The sequence below is a fragment of the Latilactobacillus fuchuensis genome (genome assembly GCF_900258455.1).
Classification (GTDB): domain Bacteria; phylum Bacillota; class Bacilli; order Lactobacillales; family Lactobacillaceae; genus Latilactobacillus; species Latilactobacillus fuchuensis.
The window spans coordinates 249,411-274,531 of the sequence record NZ_LT984417.1; the positions used below are offsets into that span (position 1 = coordinate 249,411).

Below are 25,121 nucleotides of genomic sequence, written 5' to 3' on the forward strand. Positions count from 1 at the left end.
GGTAATCCGAACCTCAAATTACATCAGTTGGTTTAATTCCGACAGAATTAGAACGAGTGTTTAGAAAAAGATGTGCCATTTATTGACATAGGAGCAATGCGTAATGAAAGGGAAACGTATATAACTGGAGGAATATCATACAACAACAACTTAAAAATTGCTCAGTTTGAATTTAATTCAGTAATGCAATTTGTTGAATCAAATTGTCTTACTGTTTTTCAGTATAAAGAATTTATTTCGATTACTAATCGATACTTCGAATGTCTTTTAATTGGACTCGCTAATTATGAATACGAAAGAAATCATCAGAAGAGTACGTTTAGCAGAGCTTCGTCAACTGTTAAAGAATTAACTTTAGAAGTCATTCAAAAAACAATACCATATATAAAAATAGACAATGTTAAGGCGATAATGTCAAATTATCGGCTATCAAAAATTAAGCTATCTAGTGAAGCAATCAATTATATAATAGATAAAATTAAAGAAATTGTTGATAGATTGCAAAATAATGTTGATTATCTAGATAATCTGAATGAAATAAAAAGATATATTGAATTTATATCCATTGTTAATTTGAAAGATATGAATTCTATTATATCAATACTTGAAAACTATAGTTTGACTACAAATAATGCATCTAATATGCGAAAACTCTTACGGATACTCGTAGATGGAAGAGAAAAAATAAGTAATGAGCAAAACGAACGTTTGAGTCGTGTTATTAATAGTCATTTGGAACAAGTACTTATAGATAACATACTTAGTTCACATGGTAGTAATTTCGATTTGTACGTGGTACTACTAAATGAATTACAGAATATCTCTGGACAATCCAAATTAGCACTTGATAGATTGAAGGCAGAGTTACTTTTAATAGAAATGGATGAGAAATTGTTATCTAATATTATTCAATATCGAAATTTAATTATTGATTTTTATAAATTTTTTGACGAATCACTTCAGATAGTTATAAAAAAAGTAATAAAGAAGTATGAAAAAATACCAGATGAGCAGATAAACATAGACTTTGTAAAAAAAATAATATTAGCAAAAATATATTCTTTCAAATCAAGAAAAGAATTAGTATTAAATAATTTAACTGCAAATATAACTGCTGATAGAGGGGCGATTCAAAGTTATCCCGATCCTAGGCTGACCGCAATTAGTGAGTTGTTTAGTTTAGTTCAGAATAAATATTTTACTTTAGAGCAAGTAAAGGAACACTTTGATTTAGAGACAATGAGAGGAGAGTTCCCAGAAGTGGATTGGGTATTCTTGGAGGATCGATCTGATGAGGTTATTTCGAGGCTTTTAGAAGATCGGTCTCCTAAAAATGTTAAGAAATATTTCTGTAAAACAAAACGAGATAAGAAGTTAATTGATACTTGGATATTAGAACAAGTAGAGAAAGAGAATGTAAAATTCATTAATAATCTGGAGTAGGGCTATTTCTTTGTGTTGAACGTAAAATAGTCGATTCCGCTTTTAAATAATTTTTTAAACGTTGAATACTTAGTTATAAATCTTTTCAAATGTCTTATTTTTCGTTAGTTCATCAATCAATATATTTAAATTAGCGAATATTCTGCATCAAAGTTGCTTCGATTTCTTCTATGAACATATGCCTACAGATGACACTAGTGAGTAGGTCATCGTTTTGTGTTTCTTCAAAGAGGGTTTGAGAAAATCTGGATATCGAGTTCGGCTTGAGTGTAGCCGGTTAGTCAGTAGATAATCTGGTTAATTTCAGTTTTGTCATGATTTTTTTCTTGTATTTTTGAATGAGCGTAGGATAGATTTTATTGAGGAATATAGAAAAGCCTGCCCTTATTATGGCCTTTAAATAATTTATGTGTAACATGCTTAAAAATAGAATGTAATAAAATAGATGATAGTTAGCTACTTTAATCCGGGTTCTTCTATATAATCATTAACCACTCTCTACCATTGTATTTTCATGAAAATTATGTTATATTGTTATCAGTAATTAGATACTTCGGGTGAGTGAGCAGAAATGCTCACTCTTTTTATTGGAGTTTGCCCAAAGTTGCTAAACTGAAACTATAGATGAATTGGAGGGAATCATTTGAGTACCGTTGTGGAAACAGTCCACGATCTTGTCGGGCCAATACTAGATCAACATCATTTTGAATTAGTGGACATTGAATTTGTTAAAGAAGGCAGTAGTTGGTATTTACGCGTCTTCATTGATAAACCAAATGGCATTGACCTTGAAGATTGTGCGTTAATTAACGATGCGTTAAGTGAGAAACTGGATTCAATCGACCCGGATCCAATTCCGCAAGCTTATTTCTTAGATGTTTCATCACCAGGCGCTGAACGGCCTTTGAAGAAGGAAGCTGATTATCAACAGGCATTAGGCGACTATATTAATATCTCGCTTTATCAAGCCGTTGATGGTGAAAAAATATATCAGGGCCACTTAAAGGCCATTGATGCTGACACGTTAACGATGTCCATCAAAATTAAAACGCGTCAAAAAGAAATGACATTTAATCGCAAGGAGATTGCCAAAGCTCGCTTAGCAATTGAATTTTAGTAAAGGTAGGCTAGATACATGAGCAAGGAAATGTTAGGCGCTTTAACGGCGCTCGAGGAAGAAAAAGGCGTTAAAAAGGAAGTCGTCATTGAAGCCTTGGAAGCAGCACTTGTGTCTGCATACAAGCGCAACTATGGCCAAGCCCAAAACGTCGAAGTTGAATTTGATTCTAAAAAGGGCAACATTCATGTGTATGCTGTTAAAGAAGTCACTGATGAAGTCTTCGATTCACGTCTTGAAGTCAGTTATAAAGATGCACTTGAAGTCAACAAGGCTTATGAAGTCGGTGATACGATTCGTTTTGAAGTCACGCCTAAAGATTTTGGCCGGATTGCTGCCCAAACAGCAAAACAAGTCATTATGCAACGGGTTCGTGAAGAAGAACGGAACATCATCTACACCGAATACAGCCAATATGAAAATGAAATCATGCAAGGGATTGTTGAACGTCGTGATAACAAGTTTATCTACGTCAACCTTGGCAAGATTGAAGCTGTCTTGAGTAAACAAGATCAAATTCCTGGTGAAGTTTACCAAGCACATGATCGGATTAAAGTTTACGTTTCGAAAGTTGAAAACACGACTAAGGGTCCTCAAGTGTTCGTTAGTCGGACACATCCAGACTTAGTGAAACGCTTATTCGAACAAGAAGTGCCTGAAATTTATGACGGAACGGTCGAAATCGTTTCAATCGCGCGCGAAGCCGGCGATCGGACTAAGATGGCGGTTCGTTCAACTGATCCAAACGTCGATCCAGTTGGGACTTGTGTTGGTCCTAAGGGGCAACGGGTACAACTCGTCGTTAACGAATTACACGGTGAAAACATGGATATCGTGAAGTGGGAAGAAGATCCTTCAGACTACATCGCCAACGCCTTGAACCCAGCCGAAGTCATTGCCGTTCAATTCAACGATGGTGATAACGATCATAGCTGTACCGTCATTGTGCCGGATTACCAATTATCATTAGCGATTGGTAAAAAAGGTCAAAATGCCCGGTTAGCAGCTAAATTAACCAGTTATAAAATTGATATCAAACCTGAATCAGAAGTTGAATTCGTCGACGAAGATGATGCCGCTGAAGATACAACGCCTGTTGAAGGTTTTGAAGAACAACCACAAGAATAAGTGAGGGTTCATGATGAAACAAAGAAAAGTCCCAATGAGAAAAGACATTATTTCGCAAGAAATGAAGCCTAAAAAAGAAATGGTGCGGATTGTTAAAACCGCTGAAGGTGAGATTAGTATTGACCCAACCGGCAAGAAGTCTGGTCGTGGTGCTTACGTCTCGTTAGACCCTGAAGCAATTAAAGTCGCACAAACCAAGAAAATTCTAGAAGCCACTTTTAGCATCGACGTTTCTGAAGCATTCTATACAGAATTATTCGAATACGTTGATCATCAAAAAGCGCGTCAAGAATTGTTTGGAGCAAACAAATGACACAAGGACAAAAACCAGACCGTTTATTGCAACTCTTAGGAATCTGTATGAGAGCAAGGCAACTGGTCAGTGGAGAAGAACAAGTGTTAAAAGCCATTCAGCAGTCAAAAGCGAAATTGGTTTTTATCGGGAGTGATATCAGTCCACTGACCAAGAAGAAATTGACCGATAAGGGCCTTTTCTACGAAATCCCAACCACTGAGGCGTACACGGCGGCTCAATTAACCCAAGCAATTGGATTACATCGCGCCACGATCGCCGTTATGGATGCTGGGTTTGCCAAAAAGATGATAACGCTACTGGGATAATAAAGGAGCGTGAAGATATGGGTAAAAAACGTATCTATGAACTAGCGAAAGAAATTAATGTATCAAGTAAAGATTTATTGGAAACTGCTGAAAAGAAGGGCTATGATTTTAAAAATCATATGGCCTCTATTGATGACGGTCAAGAAAAGACGTTAAGAGCGGCTTTTTCAAAGAATCAACCAGCGGCTAAAGCACCCGTTCAAAAAGCACCAACTGCAGCACCAAAGGCAACAACGACGGTTGCGCCTAAGACTGCAACGCCAACAGCACCTAAAGCAGAGGCTAAACCTGCTGCTGTTAAACCCGCAGCACCATTCACACCAAAAACGGCGCCAGCAACGCATCATCAAGCTGGTGAAAAAACAGAAAGTGGTAAGATTAAGATTAATAAAGCTGCCATTCGTCGTCGACCAGAAGCCGACAAGAAACCAACTCATCATTCAACAACTCAACGGCCACAACAAGGCCAACCAACGCGTACGCAACAATCAAACGGCCAAGCTCGTCCTAACAATACGAACCAAAGCCGTCCAACGAGCAATGCGCGTCCTAATAACGGTCAAGCCCGTCCAACCAATAATCGGAATGGCGCTACCAACCAAAGTCGTCCTAATAACGGGAGCAGCCGTCCAACCAACGGGAACAACCGCCCAACAAGTGCTAACAAGCCAATGAGTTTGCAAGAACAAATCTCACAAGCGAACGCACGTCGTCAACGGGGCCAAGAACGGATTCAACAACAACGCGAACAACGCGAAGCTGATGAAAAGAAACGTCGCGAACAACGCAACCGGCCACGGCCAGCTGCTCGTCCCGGTGCTACTAACAGTAGTAACGGCCGTCCAGCAAGCGCAAGCAAACCAGCTGGTGCTGGTACTACTCGTCCAACAACGAATAATCGCCCAGCCCAAAACGGTCAAAGCCGTCCTAACACGACGAATAACCGTCCAAGTAACAACACGAGCCGTCCAGCTAACAAGCCAGTGACAGCTCAAGAAATGCAAAATAAGATGCAATCTAATACGGTTAGTGCTAGTCGGCCAGCTGCAAAACCAGCAACTGCTGCTGCTAGCAAGCCTAAGAACTTCGGCCCAGATAAGAAACGGGGCGGTGGTTACAACAGCTATGGTAATAACCAACAACGTTTCAACAAGCGTCGCAAGAAGACTCGTAAGCAACAATTAGCGGATCAAAATGCTGCTAAGAAGGAAATGCCACAACGTAAAGATCGGCCATTACCAGAAGTATTAATCTTCTCTGAAGGTATGAACGTGGCAGATATTGCTAAGAAGATTCATCGCGAACCAGCTGAAATTATCAAGAAGTTATTCATGTTAGGCATTATGGTTAACATGAACCAATCACTTGATAAGGATACGATTGAATTATTAGCGACTGATTACGGTATTGAATCAGAAGAAAAAGTTGAAGTCGATATCGCTGATATTGATTCAGTCTTTGAAACTGAAGCTAAGAATGACGAAAACTTAACGGGTCGGCCACCAGTTGTCACAATCATGGGGCATGTCGATCATGGTAAGACAACGTTATTGGATAACTTACGTAACAGTCACGTAACTGATGGCGAAGCCGGTGGGATTACCCAACATATCGGTGCTTATCAAACACGTTTAAACGATCGTTTAATTACGTTCTTGGATACGCCAGGACATGCGGCCTTCACTAACATGCGGGCCCGTGGTGCTGATATTACTGATATCATCATCTTGGTCGTTGCCGCTGATGATGGTGTCATGCCACAAACCATTGAAGCTATCAATCATGCCAAAGCAGCGAAGGCACCAATCATCGTTGCCGTGAATAAGATTGATAAAGAAGGCGCAAATCCTGATCACGTTATGGAACAATTAATGGGTTACGGCCTCGTTCCTGAAGATTGGGGTGGCGACACCATTTTCGTCAAGATTTCTGCTAAAACTGGTGAAAATATTGATGAATTATTGGAAATGGTCCTTCTTGAAGCTGATGTGCTTGAATTGAAAGCTAATCCAGCTCAAAAAGCGGTTGGTACCGTGATTGAAGCCCGTCTTGATAAAGGTAAGGGGCCAGTTGCCTCATTACTCATTCAACAAGGGACTTTAAAAATTGGTGATCCAATCGTTGTTGGGAATACCTTCGGCCGTGTCCGGGTCATGACTAATGATCGTGGTCGTCGGGTTAAAGAAGTCTTCCCATCAGAACCAGTTGAAATTACTGGGTTAAATGATGTGCCACAAGCTGCGGATCGTTTCGTTGTCTTCGAAGACGAAAAAACGGCGCGGGCTGCTGGTGAAGAACGTGCTAAACGTGCTTTATTGAAAGAACGTAGCCGTTCAAACCCTGTCACATTAGATAACCTATTTGAAACAATGAAACAAGGCGAATTGAAAGAAGTCGACGTGATTATTAAAGCCGACGTTCAAGGTTCAAGTGAAGCCTTAGCCGGTAGTTTACGGAAGATTGAAGTCGAAGGCGTTCGCGTGAATATTATTCATGAAGCCGTTGGTGCGATTAACGAAAGTGATGTCACATTAGCTGCTGCAAGTAACGCGATTATTATCGGCTTTAACGTTCGTCCAACACCACAAGCTAAGATTCAAGCCGATTCTGAACAAGTTGATATTCGTTTACACCGAATCATCTACAAGGCAATCGAAGAAATCGAAGCTGCTATGAAGGGCATGTTAGAACCAGTCTTTGAAGAAAAAGTCATCGGTCAATTAACGGTCCGTGAAACTTATACCGTTTCTAAGATTGGGACGATTGCCGGTTGTATCGTTGATTCTGGTACAATCCAACGTGATAGTGGCGTTCGTTTAATTCGTGATAGCATCGTGATTCACGAAGGCAAGTTATCAAGCTTGAAACGCTTTAAAGATGATGTTAAAGAAGTCGGAACTGGTTTTGAATGTGGTGTAACAATTGAAGATTACAACGATATTAAAGTTGATGATCAAATTGAAGCTTACGTGATGGAAGAAGTTCCTGTTAAATAATTAATTTACGGGAGGATCAGCTATGAAACATCGTGTCGGACGTGTTGAACAAGAAATTCAACGTGAAGTGAACGATATTCTCTTAAAAAGAGTACGGGATCCACGTGTTGAAGGGGTTACGATTACAGATATTAATCTAACCGGTGATTTACAACATGTTAAAATTTATTACAGTATTTTATCTAACTTAGCCAGTGATGCTGAAAAAGCACAATCTGGTTTGGATAAAGCCAAAGGATTGATTCGGATGGAATTAGGGCAACGGATTAAGTTGTACAAGATTCCTGAAATCACCTTTGAACAAGATAATTCAGTGCGTTATGGTGAACATATCGATGAATTATTGCGTAAATTGCATCAAGACGAAGCACAACGTTAATCTGTGCTAAAAAGGGCGGTCCGATAATAGGGGCCGCCCTTTTTATATGCTATAATGAAACAGTTAATTCACTAAAGGAGACTATTATGGACGGCATTTTACCATTATATAAAGAACGTGGCATGACCAGCAGTGATTGTGTCTTTAAAGTTCGACGCATTTTACACACTAAGAAAGTGGGCCATTCTGGCACACTGGATCCCAACGTGGACGGTGTTTTACCGATTTGTATCGGACAAGCCACTAAAGTGGTCGATCAATTGGTTCATTCCGGCAAGATTTATACCGGTGAAATCACGATTGGTCTTTCGACGACGACCGAAGATTTAGACGGTGAGATTGTCGAAGAAGTCAAAATGACTGAACCATTATCAAAAGAAACGATTGAAACGACGCTCGCTAGTTTCTTAGGCGATTCGATTCAAATTCCACCGATGTTTTCGGCGGTGAAAGTCAATGGCCGTCGACTCTACGATTATGCGCGCGCCGGTGAAACAGTTGAACGGCCCCAACGATCAATCACAATTTCTCAATTTGATTTAGACGGTGAAATCACGTTTGATGAAGCGACTGGTCATCAGAAGTTTCGCTTCGTCGTGGGTTGTTCGAAAGGGACTTATATTCGGACGCTCGCGGTTGATTTCGGCCGGAAGTTAGGATTACCAGCAGTTATGTCCGACTTGACGCGTTTAAAGAGTGGTGGGATTCAAATCGGAGATTGTGTGACGCTCGCGCAACTAACGGAGAAAATGGAAGCCAATCAATTAGCCGACGTGTTAATTCCGTTGGACCACGTTTTTGCTAATGTTGAACAAGTCGTGCTAGATGACGATCAATGGGCCAAAGTGCTCAACGGCGTTTTCTTAACGTTTGAAAATCAGACCGTTGACCAATTAGCATTGACTTATCAAGGGCACATTAAAGCCATCTATCAATTGGACGCTGGGCAAGCCCACGTTTATCGACCATTTAAAATGTATTTACAAAATCAAGGTACTCATTAAAAAAATCAGGTGAAAAACATGCAAGTCATTGAATTAGTTCATCCCTATGCACCCACTCAAATTAAGCCAACACCAGTGGTTTTAGCGTTAGGTTTTTTTGATGGGGTTCATCGTGCGCACCAAGCCGTGATTGAAACGGCGCAAAAAGTGGCACGCAAAAAAAAGATGCCTTTAGCGGTCATGACGTTTAATATTCATCCCGCGATTGTCTACCGTCACGTGAACGAAGCGAGTTTTCGTTATTTATCGACGACTGAACGCAAGCAAGAATTGATGGCGGACTTAGGCGTTGATATTTTGTACGTCGTGCATTTTAATCCAGCTTTCGCGAAGCTTGCACCCCAAGCGTTTGTCGATCAATACTTGGTTGCCTTACACGCTGATACGGTGGTTGCTGGTTTTGATTATACGTATGGGCAAAGAGCAGTTGCGAATATGCAGACGCTCGCGTCATTCGCACAAGACCGTTTCGAAATTGTAACGGTCGCTGAACATGATTATCAAGGCACTAAAATTGGCTCCACCTTAATTCGTGAAGAACTCGATCGCGGTCAGATTGATGCCGCTAACCAATTATTAGGGTATATTTACCGAACAACTGGCGAGGTTGTGCATGGTGAAGCGCGTGGGCGTGAACTCGGCTTTCCAACGGCCAATATTGCCGCAACCCAGCCCGAACGGTTACCTGGGATTGGAATTTATGCGGTGCGAATGTTTGTCCGTGATCAATGGTATCTGGGGATGGCTTCGATTGGCCGCAACGTGACGTTCCATGATGATAACCCGGTCACGGTTGAAATTAACTTGCTCGATTTTAACGGCGACATCTATGATGAAACGGTTAAAGTCGAATGGCACCACTATTTGCGTGGCGAAGTGAAGTTTGAATCGGCCGCACAATTAATTGAACAGCTCCATCAAGATAAAGCTGATACACGAGCGTATTTTAAAGAATTAGAGGGGTAATTAAATGGCGGGTGCTTATATCCATATCCCATTTTGTGAACATATTTGTTATTATTGTGATTTCAACAAGGTTTTTATTGAGGGCCAACCGGTCGATGATTATGTCGACATGTTAATCCGTGAATTCCAACTAGTCATGGCGGAACATCCTGATGAACCCATTGAAACGATTTACGTGGGTGGTGGGACACCAACGACGCTCTCACCAGCGCAACTGCAACGGCTATTAGATGGTATTCATCAATATTTACCATTTAAAGGTGGCGAATTCACCTTTGAAGCCAATCCCAACGATTTACAAGACACCGCGAAGTTGCAGGTTCTTAAGGACAACGGCGTTAATCGTTTAAGTATTGGGGTCCAATCGTTTAATGATCAAATACTGAAAAAGATTGGGCGGATTCATCGCAGTGCGGATGTTTATCGCGCAATTGATAATGCACGGCAAGTCGGTTTTGAGAATATCAGTATTGATCTGATTTTTAGATTGCCTGATCAAAGTGAAGAAGATTTTATGGATAGTCTAACCAAAGCGTTGGCGCTTGATTTGCCGCACTATTCAACCTATTCGTTAATTCTGGAACGCAAAACGATATTCTATAATTTAATGCGCCAAGGTAAGTTACGTTTACCATCGCAAGACGTTGAAGCGCATATGTATCAAGCGGCGATTGATAGTTTCCAAAAGGCGGGTTTAGAACAATATGAAATCAGTAATTTTGCCAAACCCGGTTATCAATCAGCCCATAATTTAACGTATTGGCGCAATGAAAAGTATTTCGGTTTTGGGGCGGGTGCTTTTGGTTATCTAGGTAAAGATCGCTACCATAACTTCGGCCCAATTCAACAGTATCTGGAACCATTACACGACAATAAAGTGCCCGTGATTGAACGTCACGTTTTACCGTTAACCGAACAGATGGAAGAGGAATTATTCTTAGGATTGCGAACGATGCAAGGCGTGTCGATCCAACGGTTTCAAGAAAAATTCAAAATGCCACTCCAAGCCGTTTACGGTGATACCGTCGCCACGCAGATTGCGAAAGGTTATTTAAAACAAGAAGGCGACTGGTTACGCCTAACGGAATCCGGCAAGTTCTTAGGCAACGAAGTCTTCCAAGAATTTCTGTTAGACGAATACTAAGTGCCGCCACTCACGGGTTGGCTTTGTAGTTAACCGGAAAAGGCTAGTTCGGGAAGCACGTTAAGGAAAATAAGTGCTGGTTCGAACTGCTCAGATTTTGAACATTAACCGAAGCTACATGTAAGAAAGGCTGTTCAACCAAATCATTTTGGTTGAACAGCCTCTTTGTTTGGCATCGCTCTGACTGGAGACTGGTCGCATATCAGTCTCGAGACCGATTTTGCTGAAAATGGTAAAAAAAACGGTCCGATTCTTGACTTTATTTGACGTTCTTGCTATATTAATACTTGTAATTAGCACTCGTAATAATCAAGTGCTAAAAAGAGGTGATAACATGCTGACCGAAAGACAATTAATGATTCTTAAAGAAATTATTCGTCTTTTTACCGAGAGTGGTCAGCCGGTGGGTTCTAAAAAGTTAATGGCAGAATTACCAATGCACGTCAGTTCGGCAACGATTCGGAATGACATGGCTGATTTGGAGAGTGTCGGGTTGATTGAAAAAACCCATTCTTCTTCCGGTCGAGTGCCTTCGATGAAGGGGTATCGTTATTATCTAGATCACCTGATTCAACCGGCAACGCTCAATCCAATTGATGTCGCGACGGTGCAACAATCGTTTGGTCATCGTTATCATAAGATTGATGAAATTGTGTCCCAATCAGCGAATATTTTATCCAACCTAACCAGCTACACGGCGATTACGTTAGGCCCGGAAGTCGCTGAGATTCGTTTAACCGGTTTTCGATTGGTACCGCTCAGTAATCACCAGGTGATGGCGATTATTGTCACGAGTGCCGGGACGGTTGATAATCAAGTCTTCTCGATTTCGCAACATATTTCGGGAGACGAGCTTGAAAAGGCGATTCGGATTATCAACGAACATCTGGTCGGTCTACCGTTAACGGTGGTCAGTCAGAAGTTGAAGACGGAAGTCCCCGCACTGTTAACGCAGTACATGGCTTCCCCAGGTGGTTTCTTGAATATCTTCGATGATGTTTTGAAACAAGCCTCTCAGGAACGGTTATACGTTGGTGGACAGATGAATTTGTTGAACTTCTCGCAGTTTGCGGATGTTGATCAACTGAAGTCAATCTATAATATCATTAATCAATCAGACGATTTAGCGAAGTTGTTGGATTTGTCACCCGGCAGTGCCAACAATCAGGTTCAAGTCCGATTAGGCGATGAGATGACCAATGAGCTCTTGAAGAATTACAGTCTGATGACTGTCAATTACGATGTTGGCGAACATGGTCAAGGTCTGATTGCTTTATTAGGCCCCACTAGCATGCCTTATTCACGGATGATCGGTTTATTAGACGTCTTCCGTGAAGAATTAGCGAGAAAACTAATTGATTATTACGCCGATTTTGACGATAATCAAACTTAAAGGAGTGTGTTTGTTTGACAGAGCAAGACCAATCAGTAGACGAAACTAAGACACCGGTTGAACCAGCGGAACCAACCACTGAAACACCGGAGCAAGTAGTTGAAACTGATAAGACAGAAGCCACTGAAGAAGTTGTGGAAGATCAACCTTTAGTTGACTTACAAAAGAAGTATGACGATTTAGAAGATAGCTATTTACGCTCACAAGCTGAAATTAAAAATATGCACGCCCGCCATCAAAAAGAACAAGCCAGCTTGTTGAAATATGATGGTCAAGCGTTAGCTAAAGATGTTTTACCTGTTTTAGATAATTTAGAACGGGCCTTAGCAACTGAAGCAACTGATGATAATGGTGAACAACTTAAAAAAGGCGTTCAAATGACTTATGATCACATGCTTAACGCGCTAAAAGACCACGGCGTTCAAGAAATTGAGGCCGCGGGCAAAACCTTTGATCCGACCATTCATCAAGCCGTCCAAACGGTAGCTGTTGAAGGAGATCAAAAAGCAGACACAGTCGTTCAAGTTTTCCAAAAAGGTTATTATTTGAAAGACCGTGTTTTACGCCCAGCAATGGTCGTTGTCGCACAATAATTAATTAAAAAATTTAAAAAAAGAGGGAATTAATAATGAGTAAAGTAATTGGTATTGATTTAGGCACAACAAACTCAGCAGTTGCCGTATTAGAAGGCGGCCAACCAAAGATTATTACAAATCCAGAAGGCGCACGGACAACACCATCTGTCGTTTCATTCAAGAATGGTGAAATCCAAGTTGGTGAAGTGGCTAAACGCCAAGCAATCACTAACCCAGACACAATCGCATCAATCAAACGTCATATCGGCGAAGCTGGTTACAAAGTCACAGTTGGCGATAAGACTTATACACCACAAGAAGTTTCAGCAATGATTCTCCAATACATCAAGAAATTCTCTGAAGATTATCTTGGCGAAGAAGTCACTGAAGCCGTTATTACAGTGCCTGCTTACTTCAATGATTCACAACGTCAAGCGACTAAAGATGCTGGTAAGATTGCCGGTCTTGAAGTTAAACGGATTATCAACGAACCAACAGCTTCAGCTTTAGCTTACGGTTTAGACAAGACTGAACAAGAAGAAAAAGTTTTAGTTTATGACCTTGGTGGTGGTACTTTTGATGTTTCCGTCCTTGAATTAGGCGACGGTGTCTTCCAAGTATTATCAACAAATGGTGATACACATTTAGGCGGGGATGATTTCGATGACGCCGTTATTGCTTGGTTAGTTAAAAATTTCAAAGCTGAAAACGGCATTGATTTATCAAAAGACAAGATGGCTATGCAACGTCTAAAGGATGCTGCTGAAAAAGCTAAAAAAGATTTATCTGGTGTCACAAGCACTCAAATCAGCTTGCCATTTATCTCAGCTGGCGATAACGGCCCAATGCATTTGGAAATGACGTTATCACGTGCTGAATTTGATAAATTAACTTCTGACTTAGTTGATCGTACTCGGATTCCTGTTCAAAACGCTTTGAAAGATGCTGGTTTAACAGATAACGATATCGACAAAGTCATCTTAAATGGTGGTTCAACTCGGATTCCTGCTGTTCAAGAAGCCGTTAAGAACTGGACTGGCAAAGAACCAGATCATTCAATCAACCCTGACGAAGCCGTTGCAATCGGTGCTGCTGTTCAAGGCGGGGTTATCTCAGGTGATGTGAAGGATGTCGTATTACTTGACGTAACACCTTTATCATTAGGGATTGAAACAATGGGCGGTGTCTTCACTAAATTAATCGACCGGAATACAACGATTCCTACAAGTAAGGCTCAAACATTCTCAACTGCTGCTGACAATCAACCAGCCGTTGATATCCACGTCTTACAAGGCGAACGTCCAATGGCCGCTGATAACAAGACATTAGGTCGTTTCCAATTGACTGATATTCCTGCTGCACCTCGTGGGATCCCTCAAATCGAAGTTAAATTCGATATTGATAAGAACGGGATTGTCAATGTTTCTGCCAAAGATTTAGGCACTAACAAAGAACAAAAAATCACGATCAAGAGTTCATCAGGTCTTTCAGACGACGAAATCGATCGTATGATGAAAGAAGCCCAAGAAAACGAAGAAGCCGATTCAAAACGTAAAGAAGAAGTTGATTTAAAGAACGATGTTGATCAATTAATCTTCCAAACTGATAAGACAATGAAGGAACTTGAAGGCAAAGTTTCAGATGACGAATTACAAAAAGCAAAAGATGCTAAAGAAGAATTAGTCAAAGCACAACAAGAAAACAATCTTGAAGACATGAAGACGAAACGCGATGCGTTAAGTGAAATTGTTCAAGAATTGACGGTTAAATTGTATCAACAAGCCCAAGAAGCTCAAAAAGCTGAAGGCGGCGCTGAAGGTGCAGATGCAACCGATGCTAAGACTGATGATAGCACTGTCGATGGGGACTTCGAAGAAGTTCACGATGACGATAAGAAATAATGTACTTTAAAAAAGGCCAAAACCTAGTATGGTCTAGGGCTTTGGCTTTTTTTAAGCCAAAAATTATGCTATTCTTGTTAAGGTAGATTTTACGTGAGTAAGTAAATGAATGGAGGCCCACAATGGCTGATAAAAGAGATTATTACGAAGTCCTAGGCATTTCACGCGATGCCTCGGACGCCGATATTAAAAAGGCTTATCGTAGCCTTTCTAAGAAGTATCACCCAGATATCAATAAGGCCCCAGATGCAGAAGCTAAGTTTAAAGAAGTCACTGAGGCTTATGAGGCCTTGAGTGATCCGCAAAAAAGAGCCGCTTATGATCAATACGGTCATGCTGGTATGGATCAAGGTTTTGGCGGCGGTGGCGCCGGTCAAGGCTTTGGTGGATTCGGTGGTGAACAAGGCTTCGGCGGCGGTGGCTTTGAAGACATCTTTAGCCAATTCTTTGGTGGTGGCGGCGGTGGTCGTCAACAACCCAATGCTCCTCGTCAAGGTTCAGATTTACAATACCGGATGGATTTGAAATTCAAAGAAGCGATTTTTGGGAAAGAAACAAAAGTGTCCTATAATCGCGAAGCAGAATGTCATACCTGTCATGGTTCTGGTGCTAAACCTGGAACGAGCGCGGAGACGTGCCATAAATGTCACGGTGCGGGTCAAATTCAAGTTGAACGCCAAACACCACTTGGTCGTATGATGTCACGCGAAACGTGTGATGTCTGCGGTGGGACTGGTAAAGAAATTAAAGAAAAATGTACCACTTGTCGGGGAACTGGTCGTGAAGACGAACGCCATACCGTTAAAGTGACGGTGCCAGCAGGTGTTGAAGATGGTCAACAAATGCGTCTTCAAGGTCAAGGCGAAGCCGGCACGAACGGTGGCCCTTATGGGGACTTGTTCATCGTTTTCCGGGTTGAACCTAGCAAGGAATTCGAACGGGATGGTGCTCAAATTTATGTCGAAGTGCCAATCACGTTTGCACAAGCCGCTTTAGGCGATGAAATTGAAGTCAATACGGTTCATGGTCCAGTTAAACTGAAGATTCCAAGCGGCACGCAAACCCATACGTCCTTTAGATTACGGGGCAAAGGGGTGCCTAAGTTACACGGTAACGGCAATGGCGATCAAAATGTGACCGTTAAAGTCGTGACACCGGATAACTTAAATGCGAAACAACGTGATGCGCTTAAAGCGTTCGCAGTTGCGAGTGGCGATTCCGTTAATCCGCAAGACAGTAATTTGTTTGATAAGATTTTAAATAAGAAACATAAAAAATAAGTCGTGTCAGTCATCGTTTATTAATGAAGGCCAAATTAAAACCCGTTATTATCCAAGAAATCTGGATAATAACGGGTTTTGTTTTGGTTACCAATCGATTAGTGTTTTTGACCTTGTTGACTGTGACGATAACCGTAAGTGAAGTAGATGATTAGGCCAATCACGATCCAGACGGCGAAGACCATCCAAGTCACGGCTTGCAATTGAGTCATCAAGAGGACGCACATGAGACAAGAAACGATTGGTAATACGGGATAGAGTGGGACTTTGAAACCGGTTGGTAATTCTGAATAGAATGGCATTTTGCGTAAGAAAACAATCCCGAGTGAGACCGTTGCAAAGGCGAATAGTGTCCCGATGTTAACCAGTTCGGTAATTTTATCGAGTGGGACGACCATCGCGATCACGCTGGTAATCACGGCAAAAATCCAAGTGTTGGCAACTGGAACGTGGGTTTTCGGACTGACTTTTGCAAAAATGGCGGGTAATAGACCATCCCGACTAATTGCAAAGATTAATCGGCTGCCACCGTAAGACATGACCAGTAGAACGGTGGTCATACCAGCCACGGCGCCTAAAGCCACGACACCGGCAATCCAATTTTGGTGCATGAATTGAAGGGCGAACGCAACCGGATCACCGACGTTCAGTTTCGTGTAATGGACGACACCGACTAAGACGGCTGCCACGGCAGCATATAACAGTGACGCAATTCCTAATGACGCGATAATCCCAATCGGCATATTCCGTTGGGGATTGATGACTTCTTCAGAGGCCGTTGAAACGGCGTCAAAGCCAATGTAAGCATAGAAAGCGAACGCAGCCCCTGATAGGACGCCAGCGCCACCATAGGGCAGGAATGGTCGATAATTAGCGGGTTTGATATAAAAGACGGCGACCCCGATGAAAATGGCAATCACGATAATTTTAACCCCAACCATGATGGTATTGATGCGAGTTGATTCTTGGAGTCCGTTTGACAGTAAGAAACCAATGATTAAAATAATTAAACCAGCGACTAGATTGATACTCACTGGTTGGCCTGGTGTCCAAGCCGTTGAAATCATTTTAGGGAGATGAATGCCAAAACCGGCAATTAAATTTTGGAAATAAGCGGACCAACTCACCGCAACAGAGGCGACCGCGAAGAGGTATTCAGAAATGAGCGCCCAACCGAGTAACCATGCGATCAGTTCGCCAAAAACGGTGTAGGCGTATGTATAGGCGCTACCAGCGAGCGGAATCGTTGACGCAAATTCGGAATAACAAAGAGCGGCCAGTGAACAGACGACTGCGGCTAACAGGTAAGAAAGCATCGCACCGGGGCCGGCGTATTTAGCGGCGACAATTCCGGGTGTGATAAAAATCCCAGCCCCGACAACGGCACCAACCCCCATGGCAGTTAGGCCGAAAGCGGTCAAATGACGTTCCAACGGACTGTTTTTGAATTGTTCTGGATTAATCTGTTTCTTAGTGAATAACGAATGATTTCCCATAGCAAACTCCTTATGAAAATGATTAAATTTTAATTAGTTAATTTTAATCGTTTTAGGGGTTAATTGTCAAGCTTAATTTTCAGAAAATTATAAAAATAGTGGTAGTATGCAGCCATAACGTGCTTTCCAGCCAACTTCTTCCGTCTAGCTACGAATCGCAAGTTATGACTAACCCCAGTCGTAACTCACAATTCTAGGCTATACTCAGAAGCTGATCGGCTGGATTTAGCACTTCGATTATAACGTGCTTCTCAAGTAGCCTTTTCCGGTTAACTACAAAATCAGCGTTATGATTCAGAGTACAAATCATAACGCTGATTTTTAGGTTAATGCTCAGTTGCTACCCGCAACTCAACACACTTACTTGGTTATTTTAAATTAAATTCCAATGGCGGAGGCCTTCGATAATGCCGCCTTCGGTATTTTTGCTGGTGATGTATTGGGCTTGAGCTTTTGCCGCTTCAATACCGTTGCCCATCGCAGTTGGGTGATCAACGTAGGCGAGCATTGGGATGTCGTTGGGGCCATCACCAAAGGCATAGGTTGGAATGCCGGCTAAACCTTGTGATTCGATTAAGCGTTGAATACCGGTTTGTTTCGAACCACCGAATTCGACAGTATCAATTGAATAAGGCCCGTTGCGGTAGAAGGTTAAGTCTTGGTTTAACGGATTGGTGTAAGCTAAATCGTTTTGTTTGGTGAGGATCAATAACATGTAGATTGGATTATTTAAATAGTAGTCAGCGTCAACCGTTGGAACTGGCGCATTGACGAAATCGTAAGCTTCTTGCGTCGTGGTTGTGACGTTGGTAATCCGAATCTCTTTTTCATCGTAAAAAGCAATTGCTTCATCAGCAGCCTTAGCCGTCGCAACGGTTTGTTGAATCACATCAGTCGGAATCGTCCCTTGATAGATGGGTTGCCCTTCAAATTGGATGTAGCTCCCGTTTAACGTAATGAAAGAATCAATGCCGGTTTTCGCTAAGGCGTCTTTGATTTCAATTGGTGAACGGCCCGTTGAGATAATCGGTAAATACTGATTTGCACGCAATTGGCGAACCGCGATTGCGACGGCTTCGTCAACTGTCGATTGTTCGTTGTAAAGTGTGCCATCTAAATCAAAAAATACAAGTCCTTTATAAGTCAAAATAAATAGCCTCCTAATGTAATGGGTATCTAAATATGCTAGCATGCTTATCAGAGGGATGCAAACTGGAATCGGCAATTCTTAAAATTTATGGACTATTTTGTGAAGATTATTAATTATACGGTATAATATAGTTATAACTTGAAAGAGAAGGAATTCAAATGAAAATATTAATGGTTGAGGATAATAAATCCGTATCAGAAATGATGAGCATGTTCTTCTTAAAGGAACAATGGGATGCTCATTTTGCATACGATGGTAACGAAGCCGTTGAACAGTTTAGTGCTGATCCAATGAGTTGGGATATCATTACGTTAGATTTGAATTTACCGGGTCTTGATGGCATGCAAGTCGCTCAAAAGATTCGCCAACTGTCTAAAACGGTGCCGATTATTATGTTGACGGCGCGCGATTCGGAAAGTGATCAAGTCTTAGGCCTCGAATTAGGTGCCGATGATTACGTCACCAAGCCGTTCAGTCCGATTACGTTAATTGCGCGGGTTAAGGCGTTGCACCGTCGCGCCGAATTGGTCGAAGAACAGATTGAAGCTGATGAACAGGTTGAAGAAGCTGCTAACAGTGATTATGATGTTCAAACCGATCACTTTAAGATGAGTTCTAAAACGCGTGAAGCGTATCTGTTTGATGAACCCGTCTTAGATTTAACGCCGAAAGAATTTGATTTATTAAAAACACTCGCTAAAAATCCGCGGCAGGTCTTTTCCCGCGAACAACTCCTAGAATTGGTTTGGGACTATCAATATTTTGGTGATGAACGGACAGTCGATGCCCACATCAAAAAACTTCGCCAAAAAATTGAAAAGGTTGGTCCCCAAGTCATCCAAACCGTCTGGGGCGTTGGTTACAAATTTGATGATTCTGAAGTGAAACGTTAATGAAATTAATTTATCAATGGATGCTGGCCTTTTTTGGGGTGATTATGACGACCATTGTGATTGTTGGGATTGCTTTTACGCAATATTCAACGAAAACGGCCTACAATAACACTTGGGACCAACTGGAAGGGTACGCATCGGTCATTGAACGTGAAGCCTTTAAACAGGGGTCACAAGCAACTTTGTCGAAGCAATTTATTGATGACGGACGCGCGATTTTGTCGCAACAACACGTCAGCTTTAATTTCTTCAATGCCCAAAATGAAATGGTTTATCCGACACCGGACGCCAATGTTTCGGTCAAGAAAAAGTATTGGAAACACCTTAAGAACGGACAAGTCCAACGTTTAAGTATGAGTAGTGATGCCCGTCAATTTAATACGACCCAGGAACAACTGGTGGTCTTTAAACCGGTTTTCTACAATAATAAGTTGATTTACGTGATTGGGGTCGCGTCCTCATTACAGAATGTCAAATCTAGTCTAGTGACGATGCGTAAAAATCTATTGATTGCCTTTTTACTGTCAACCATCGGTGGGATTTTACTCAGTTATATTCTGGCTCGTTATCAAATTTCACGAATTAATCGGTTGCGGAACGCGACTCATTTGGTTGCTGAAGGGGACTTTGACGTCCAAATTGAAAATCCGGGTAAGGACGAATTAGATGATTTAGCCACTGATTTTAATGAAATGGTGCAATCGTTGAATGAATCCGAAGTCGAGATTAAGCGCCAAGAAGATCGACGTCGTCAGTTTATGGCCGACGCCGCCCATGAAATGCGGACGCCGTTAACGACGGTCAAGGGCTTATTGGAAGGATTGCAATATGACGCGATTCCTGAAGAAATGCGTGAGAAGAGTATTACGTTGATGCAAAATGAAACCAACCGTTTAATTCGCTTAGTCAATGAAAATTTAGATTATGAAAAGATTCGCACCAACCAAATTAAATTGAATCAACAACGCTTTGATGCAGTGGATGCTTTGCAGAATATTCAGGAACAATTACAGAAAAAAGCCGCTGAATCAGGCGATGCGTTAGTGATTGACGCGCCTGAAAAAGTGCCAATCTACGCGGATTATGACCGCTTTGTGCAAGTCATGTTTAACATCATTCAAAATGCGATTCAGTTTACAACGGATGGTCAGATTACCATTACGGCGAAAGAAGGTTTCCACGAAACCATCCTAACCGTTAGTGATACCGGGATTGGCATGACAGATGAACAATTAAAGAATATTTGGGAACGTTACTACAAGGCCGATCCTTCCCGCAAAAATACGAAATACGGGGAATCCGGTTTAGGGTTAGCGATTGTTCACCAACTCGTCCAACTGCATAAAGGGACGATTGAGGTTCAAAGCCAGCCAGATCAAGGGACGACGTTTACGTTAACTTTTCCAGATGAAATGATTGAAGAAGAACAATAAAAAGCCAATGTCAATTCCTGAGAATGGTTTAAGTATGCTATCCTAAAAGTAAACGATGACTCATTTGAGGGGGATAATCATGGCTAATGATGATTTAAAATTAGATCAAAAAGAATTCGCAAAGATGATTGCTAGTTCACATCAAGTTTCGGACGAACTCGATCCAGAAACCATTGTCAAACGTAAATTGACCATTTATTTAACGGCCTATTATTTAGCCGAAAAGTTTAATGACTTGCAAGCACAATCATTAAATGGTGAAAAGCCGAGTAATCAAGACTATCAACAGCTGTTAAAACAATTACAAGAAACTAAATTTGGTGATTGGTGAACATCTATTCAAGCATCCAACTGATAAACCAGTTGGGTGTTTTTTGTTGGATTGCAAAAACAAGCCATGACAGAACTCAATTGATGAGTTTTGGCGCGCGTCGAAGCATAATATTCAGTTAATATCAGAATGCTAAGACCTATAGTCTCTTTTTTGTAAGCCAACAAAAAAGTGTTCTTTTGACGTCTTTTTTGGTTCAAGCGATTGAAAATGACGGTGAGTCTTAGTATGCTTAGCACTAACAATGCGTTTTAGACGAGGAGGATTCCAAAATGACGGTCGATTATTTAATAGAAGATGCTATTCGCCAATCACTAACTTTGTTTCAGGAAATCACCATTAAGTCGGTGGTTGATTCGACGAATCAAATCGCAAAAGAAAGCTTGCAGCAGGAACAATCAACGCCTAGCGTGATTATTGCCGACCAACAGACAGCGGGCTACGGGCGCTTAACGCGCACGTTTTATTCGCCTTCAGAGACGGGGATCTATATGAGTATTGCGCTACCAATGACGTTAGATGAGGAAACAACGTTATTGACCCCCATGAGTGCCGTGGCCGTCAATCGGGCAATCAAAAAAGTTTGTCAGATTGATACTCAGATTAAATGGGTCAATGATCTTTATTATCAAGGCAAAAAAGTCGTTGGTATATTAGCAGAATCAATCATTAACCGGGGTGTCGTGATTGGAATTGGAATCAATTTTAAGGCTGATTCGCAATTACAGAGGACTGTTCAAAAGGCGGGCGCTTTGTTACCTGATGATAGGTTAGTGACGCGCAATCAGTTGATTAATCAAATCTTAATTGAATTTGAACGGCTATTACCAATTTATCAGCAGAAACAATTCATGGATGAATACCGGCAGCATTCATTATTATTGAATAAAAACGTCATTTTACGCTTGAATGAACAGACGACTATTGAGGGTCGAGTAGCAGGCATTAGTGATAAGGGCGAGTTAATTTTATTAAAAGCCAATCAGCAGTTACAAAGGTTTAATGCTGGTGAGATTGAGCGGGTGTTAGCATGGTAAATCATAAACGATTAGTGGGCCTGATTATCAGCGCACAAATGGCCGTCCTATTGGCGATTAGTGCGCAATTAACGATTCCAATCGCATTTGTGCCATTGACGTTGCAAACATTGATGGTTGGGATTATTGCAACGTTGCTACCGTTTAAGTTATCAGGTATTAGTATCGCAATTTACCAATTTCTAGGGTTAGTGGGATTCCCAGTCTTTTCCGGTGGGCAGACGGGGATTGCGGTTATTTTGGGCCCCACTGGCGGTTATATTTGGGGATTCTATGGGTATTGTTGGCTAGTCCATTGGTTGTTAGCGAATAGATTGCAGCCAAGATTGAGCATTATTTTAGGGATTAATACCGTCGCTAGTTTAGGTCAATTATTGATTGGCACCGCGTGGTTAACGGTCGGACAGCATCTGAGTCTCGAACAAGGGCTGTTAGCCGGTTTGCTACCGTTTATTATCCCAGCGCTGTTAAAAATTTTAATCGTCGGCTTGATTAGTCAGCCTTTATTGCAGTTTACTAATCGGTATGCTTGGTAGGAAAACCAGTGATGACTTTAGTGAAGCGTCAACAAGATATTCTTGTTGGCGTTTTTTTTGAATTGGTTTTTAAGTGTTCTTCCTTTTAAAAGCGCTTTCAAAAGAACTTCCGACAAGCTATGATAATGACAGGAATTCCAAATATCAATTAAAAAATAAAGTAAAGAAGGTTAAGAAATGCTACTAACAATTATTGCGTATGCCATGATTATTGTCTTTATGTACATCATTATGAAGAAAAAAATGTCACCTTTTACAGCATTAGTTATTATTCCATTAATCTTTGCCATTATCGCTATGTTAACAGGGGTCGCTAAAAAAGGGAGTTTAGGCGACTTTGTATTAGAGGGAATCAAAACCACCGCTAATACGGGGATTATGTTATTATTTGCGATTTTGTATTTCTCAATTATGTTAGATGCCGGATTGTTTGATCCGATCACTAAGAAGATGATCTATTTTGCTAAAGGTGATCCGATGAAGGTCTTGATTGCTACTGCAGTCGTTGCAGCCACCGTTTCGTTGAATGGTGATGGGACCACGACGACCTTGATTTGTTGTTCAGCTTTTATTCCAATTTACAAAAAATTAAATATGAAACTCATGAATTTAGGCGTGTTAGTTATTTTACAGAACACGATTATGAACTTACTGCCATGGGGTGGGCCAACGGCCAGAGCTATGGCCGTTTTAAACGTCGATGCGAGTATTTTAGCCTATCTATTACCAGGGATGATTTTGGCGCTCGCTTACGTGATTTTCTACGTGGCCCCACACATGGGACGACAAGAACGTAAACGTTTAGGGGTTAAAAAATTAACCGATGCAGAAATCGAAGAAATGACAGCCGTTACTGATCCTGAAGTTCAAAAAATGAGACGACCACAAAATTTTGCTTTTAATGGTTTATTGACGATTTTATTGATTGCTTGGTTAGTTGCTGGTTCATTCATTCCCGCCATCGAAATGCCACCACTCTTATTATTCTTGGTCGGGACTTGTATTGCCTTGATGGTTAATTACCCATCATTAAAGGATCAATCAAAACGAATTGGTGAAAATGGCGGTGACGCCGTTCAAGTTGTTATTCTTGTTTTTGCTGCCGGCGTCTTCATGGGCCTTTTCCAAGGAACCGGGATGGCAGAAGCATTAGCGCATAGTTTTACACAAATTATTCCGCACCAATTGGCCGGTTTCTGGGGCTTAGTGATTGCCGCCATTTCCGCACCAGGCGCGTTCTTTATTTCAAATGACGGTTTCTACTTTGGTGTATTGCCCGTTTTAGCGCAAGCTGGTCGCGCATACGGGTTCACCAATATGCAAATGGCGTTAGCATCATTGATGGGTCAAGCATTCCATCTATTAAGTCCATTAGTGGCATTCATCTATCTACTACTCCGTTTGACCGGTTTAGACATGGGGCAATGGCAAAAAGAAGCCGCTAAATACGCATTAGGCGTCTTTGTAATTTTTGTTGTTACGATTATTTTATCAGGCCACATGCCACTCTATATTCCGCAATAAAAATGAGACAGGAAAAGAACAATCTAGTGTTCAAAAGAGGCTTATAGTAAGAAGCGGGGTGATAAAGGGATGTTTAATTTATTTAAAAAACGAACGCAAGAAGTGGCACCGCCAATTGTTAAAGAACAAGTGGTTGAACAGTGGCAGGCTGTACCACAGTATGTCGCAGTTGATCCGCGAGATTATCCACAAGTCACCGTCATTGCTGCGAGCCTTGCGAGCGGTTCTGCAACGAATAGTCAGTTCAACTTGAAACGACTATTGATTGCTAATCCAGAAGCGAAACGGGTGGGGATCATTGTGAGCAGTTTGATGGCGACACAAACCCAACAACAATATGTGATTCGATCCATTAAAAAAAGAGTGAATGGAGAATAGAGATGCTAAGAAAATTCAAAATTACAATCGACGGTCAAGAATATTTAGTCGAAATGGAAGAAATTGGGGGCACGCCGGTACCAACCGGGACGCCGAACGTTGTGCCAACTAGCGCACCAGTCGCACCAGTTGCTGAAGTCGCTACACCTGCACCAACGCCAGCGGCACCCGTAGCCGTTACTGCTGATACGATGATGGCACCAATGCCAGGAACGGTGCTCAAGTTATTAGTCGCTGAAGGTGAACAAGTCACTGAAAATCAACCATTACTGATTTTAGAAGCGATGAAGATGGAAAATGAAATTGTTGCCGATAAGGCGGGAACCGTCGGTCAGATTTTTGTTGATCGGAATCAAGCAATCAATGCAGGCGATGCATTAATTAGCATTCAATAGG

23 protein-coding genes and 1 pseudogene are annotated in these 25,121 nt (G+C 41.5%); 22 read left to right on the plus strand and 2 right to left on the minus strand.

The features are described from left to right. The first annotated feature begins 72 nt into the window (after positions 1 to 72). The 14 genes and pseudogenes from LFUMFP_RS01135 (at position 73) to dnaJ (ending at position 15,947) form a co-directional block, all read left to right on the plus strand. Entirely contained in the window at positions 73 to 1,443 is a 1,371-nt protein-coding gene (locus LFUMFP_RS01135; RefSeq protein ID WP_158697713.1) for a hypothetical protein, read from the plus strand. Between the two features lie 643 nt (positions 1,444 to 2,086). Beyond that, positions 2,087 to 2,560 (plus strand): ribosome maturation factor RimP, encoded by a 474-nt coding sequence (gene rimP / locus LFUMFP_RS01140; protein WP_056950448.1) that lies wholly within the window; start codon positions 2,087 to 2,089, stop codon positions 2,558 to 2,560. 18 nt (positions 2,561 to 2,578) lie between these two features. After that, positions 2,579 to 3,643 (plus strand): annotated as a pseudogene (gene nusA, locus LFUMFP_RS01145) (transcription termination factor NusA); the annotation flags it as partial. A gap of 58 nt (positions 3,644 to 3,701) precedes the next feature. Then, complete coding sequence (rnpM, locus tag LFUMFP_RS01150) at positions 3,702 to 4,001, plus strand: RNase P modulator RnpM (protein ID WP_025082869.1); 300 nt, start codon at positions 3,702 to 3,704, stop codon at positions 3,999 to 4,001. Further along, on the plus strand, positions 3,998 to 4,309 hold the full coding sequence (locus LFUMFP_RS01155) for a L7Ae/L30e/S12e/Gadd45 family ribosomal protein (protein ID WP_056950454.1): 312 nt from the start codon (positions 3,998 to 4,000) through the stop codon (positions 4,307 to 4,309). The genes rnpM and LFUMFP_RS01155 overlap by 4 nt, the downstream gene beginning before the upstream one ends. Before the next feature lie 17 nt (positions 4,310 to 4,326). Beyond that, entirely contained in the window at positions 4,327 to 7,305 is a 2,979-nt protein-coding gene (gene infB / locus LFUMFP_RS01160; RefSeq protein WP_106482897.1) for a translation initiation factor IF-2, read from the plus strand. Between the two features lie 22 nt (positions 7,306 to 7,327). Next, entirely contained in the window at positions 7,328 to 7,684 is a 357-nt protein-coding gene (gene rbfA / locus LFUMFP_RS01165) for a 30S ribosome-binding factor RbfA (protein WP_025082871.1), read from the plus strand. Positions 7,685 to 7,770: 86 nt separating this feature from the next. Continuing rightward, positions 7,771 to 8,688 (plus strand): tRNA pseudouridine(55) synthase TruB, encoded by a 918-nt coding sequence (gene truB / locus LFUMFP_RS01170; protein WP_025082872.1) that lies wholly within the window; start codon positions 7,771 to 7,773, stop codon positions 8,686 to 8,688. An 18-nt stretch (positions 8,689 to 8,706) separates the two neighbouring features. Continuing rightward, on the plus strand, positions 8,707 to 9,654 hold the full coding sequence (gene ribF / locus LFUMFP_RS01175; protein ID WP_025082873.1) for a riboflavin biosynthesis protein RibF: 948 nt from the start codon (positions 8,707 to 8,709) through the stop codon (positions 9,652 to 9,654). A 4-nt stretch (positions 9,655 to 9,658) separates the two neighbouring features. Further along, on the plus strand, positions 9,659 to 10,798 hold the full coding sequence (hemW, locus tag LFUMFP_RS01180) for a radical SAM family heme chaperone HemW (RefSeq protein WP_056950456.1): 1,140 nt from the start codon (positions 9,659 to 9,661) through the stop codon (positions 10,796 to 10,798). Between the two features lie 334 nt (positions 10,799 to 11,132). Then, entirely contained in the window at positions 11,133 to 12,191 is a 1,059-nt protein-coding gene (gene hrcA, locus LFUMFP_RS01185; protein ID WP_025082874.1) for a heat-inducible transcriptional repressor HrcA, read from the plus strand. Between the two features lie 14 nt (positions 12,192 to 12,205). Beyond that, a complete protein-coding gene (gene grpE / locus LFUMFP_RS01190) occupies positions 12,206 to 12,784 on the plus strand; it encodes a nucleotide exchange factor GrpE (protein ID WP_025082875.1) in 579 nt (192 codons plus the stop codon). Between the two features lie 35 nt (positions 12,785 to 12,819). Further along, positions 12,820 to 14,667: a molecular chaperone DnaK gene (dnaK, locus tag LFUMFP_RS01195; RefSeq protein WP_106482898.1), complete on the plus strand. Its 1,848-nt coding sequence runs from the start codon at positions 12,820 to 12,822 to the stop codon at positions 14,665 to 14,667. A 122-nt stretch (positions 14,668 to 14,789) separates the two neighbouring features. Continuing rightward, positions 14,790 to 15,947, plus strand: a complete 1,158-nt coding sequence (dnaJ, locus tag LFUMFP_RS01200) for a molecular chaperone DnaJ (RefSeq protein ID WP_025082877.1) — start codon at positions 14,790 to 14,792, stop codon at positions 15,945 to 15,947. A 98-nt stretch (positions 15,948 to 16,045) separates the two neighbouring features. Here the strand turns inward: dnaJ and LFUMFP_RS01205 are convergent, their stop codons facing one another. After that, positions 16,046 to 17,443: an APC family permease gene (locus LFUMFP_RS01205; protein ID WP_106482899.1), complete on the minus strand. Its 1,398-nt coding sequence runs from the start codon at positions 17,441 to 17,443 to the stop codon at positions 16,046 to 16,048. A 373-nt stretch (positions 17,444 to 17,816) separates the two neighbouring features. After that, positions 17,817 to 18,590: a Cof-type HAD-IIB family hydrolase gene (locus LFUMFP_RS01210; RefSeq protein WP_025082879.1), complete on the minus strand. Its 774-nt coding sequence runs from the start codon at positions 18,588 to 18,590 to the stop codon at positions 17,817 to 17,819. A 161-nt stretch (positions 18,591 to 18,751) separates the two neighbouring features. On the opposite strand from LFUMFP_RS01210, the gene LFUMFP_RS01215 reads away from it, so the two are divergent. The 8 genes from LFUMFP_RS01215 to LFUMFP_RS01250 all read left to right on the plus strand — a co-directional run bounded on the left by LFUMFP_RS01215 (position 18,752) and on the right by LFUMFP_RS01250 (position 25,120). Then, positions 18,752 to 19,486: a winged helix-turn-helix domain-containing protein gene (locus tag LFUMFP_RS01215; RefSeq protein WP_106482900.1), complete on the plus strand. Its 735-nt coding sequence runs from the start codon at positions 18,752 to 18,754 to the stop codon at positions 19,484 to 19,486. Beyond that, entirely contained in the window at positions 19,486 to 20,919 is a 1,434-nt protein-coding gene (locus LFUMFP_RS01220) for an ATP-binding protein (protein WP_056950459.1), read from the plus strand. The genes LFUMFP_RS01215 and LFUMFP_RS01220 overlap by 1 nt, the downstream gene beginning before the upstream one ends. 79 nt (positions 20,920 to 20,998) lie before the next feature. Next, on the plus strand, positions 20,999 to 21,250 hold the full coding sequence (locus LFUMFP_RS01225; protein WP_106482901.1) for a hypothetical protein: 252 nt from the start codon (positions 20,999 to 21,001) through the stop codon (positions 21,248 to 21,250). A 272-nt stretch (positions 21,251 to 21,522) separates the two neighbouring features. After that, on the plus strand, positions 21,523 to 22,287 hold the full coding sequence (locus LFUMFP_RS01230; protein ID WP_051552796.1) for a biotin--[acetyl-CoA-carboxylase] ligase: 765 nt from the start codon (positions 21,523 to 21,525) through the stop codon (positions 22,285 to 22,287). Next, positions 22,281 to 22,823, plus strand: coding sequence for a biotin transporter BioY (locus LFUMFP_RS01235; protein WP_025082882.1), 543 nt, complete (start codon positions 22,281 to 22,283; stop codon positions 22,821 to 22,823). The genes LFUMFP_RS01230 and LFUMFP_RS01235 overlap by 7 nt, the downstream gene beginning before the upstream one ends. Before the next feature lie 177 nt (positions 22,824 to 23,000). Beyond that, positions 23,001 to 24,347 (plus strand): CitMHS family transporter, encoded by a 1,347-nt coding sequence (locus tag LFUMFP_RS01240; protein WP_025082883.1) that lies wholly within the window; start codon positions 23,001 to 23,003, stop codon positions 24,345 to 24,347. A 69-nt stretch (positions 24,348 to 24,416) separates the two neighbouring features. Further along, positions 24,417 to 24,725 (plus strand): hypothetical protein, encoded by a 309-nt coding sequence (locus tag LFUMFP_RS01245; protein WP_025082884.1) that lies wholly within the window; start codon positions 24,417 to 24,419, stop codon positions 24,723 to 24,725. Between the two features lie 2 nt (positions 24,726 to 24,727). After that, positions 24,728 to 25,120: an acetyl-CoA carboxylase biotin carboxyl carrier protein subunit gene (locus LFUMFP_RS01250; RefSeq protein WP_025082885.1), complete on the plus strand. Its 393-nt coding sequence runs from the start codon at positions 24,728 to 24,730 to the stop codon at positions 25,118 to 25,120. The last annotated feature ends 1 nt before the right edge of the window (position 25,121 follow it).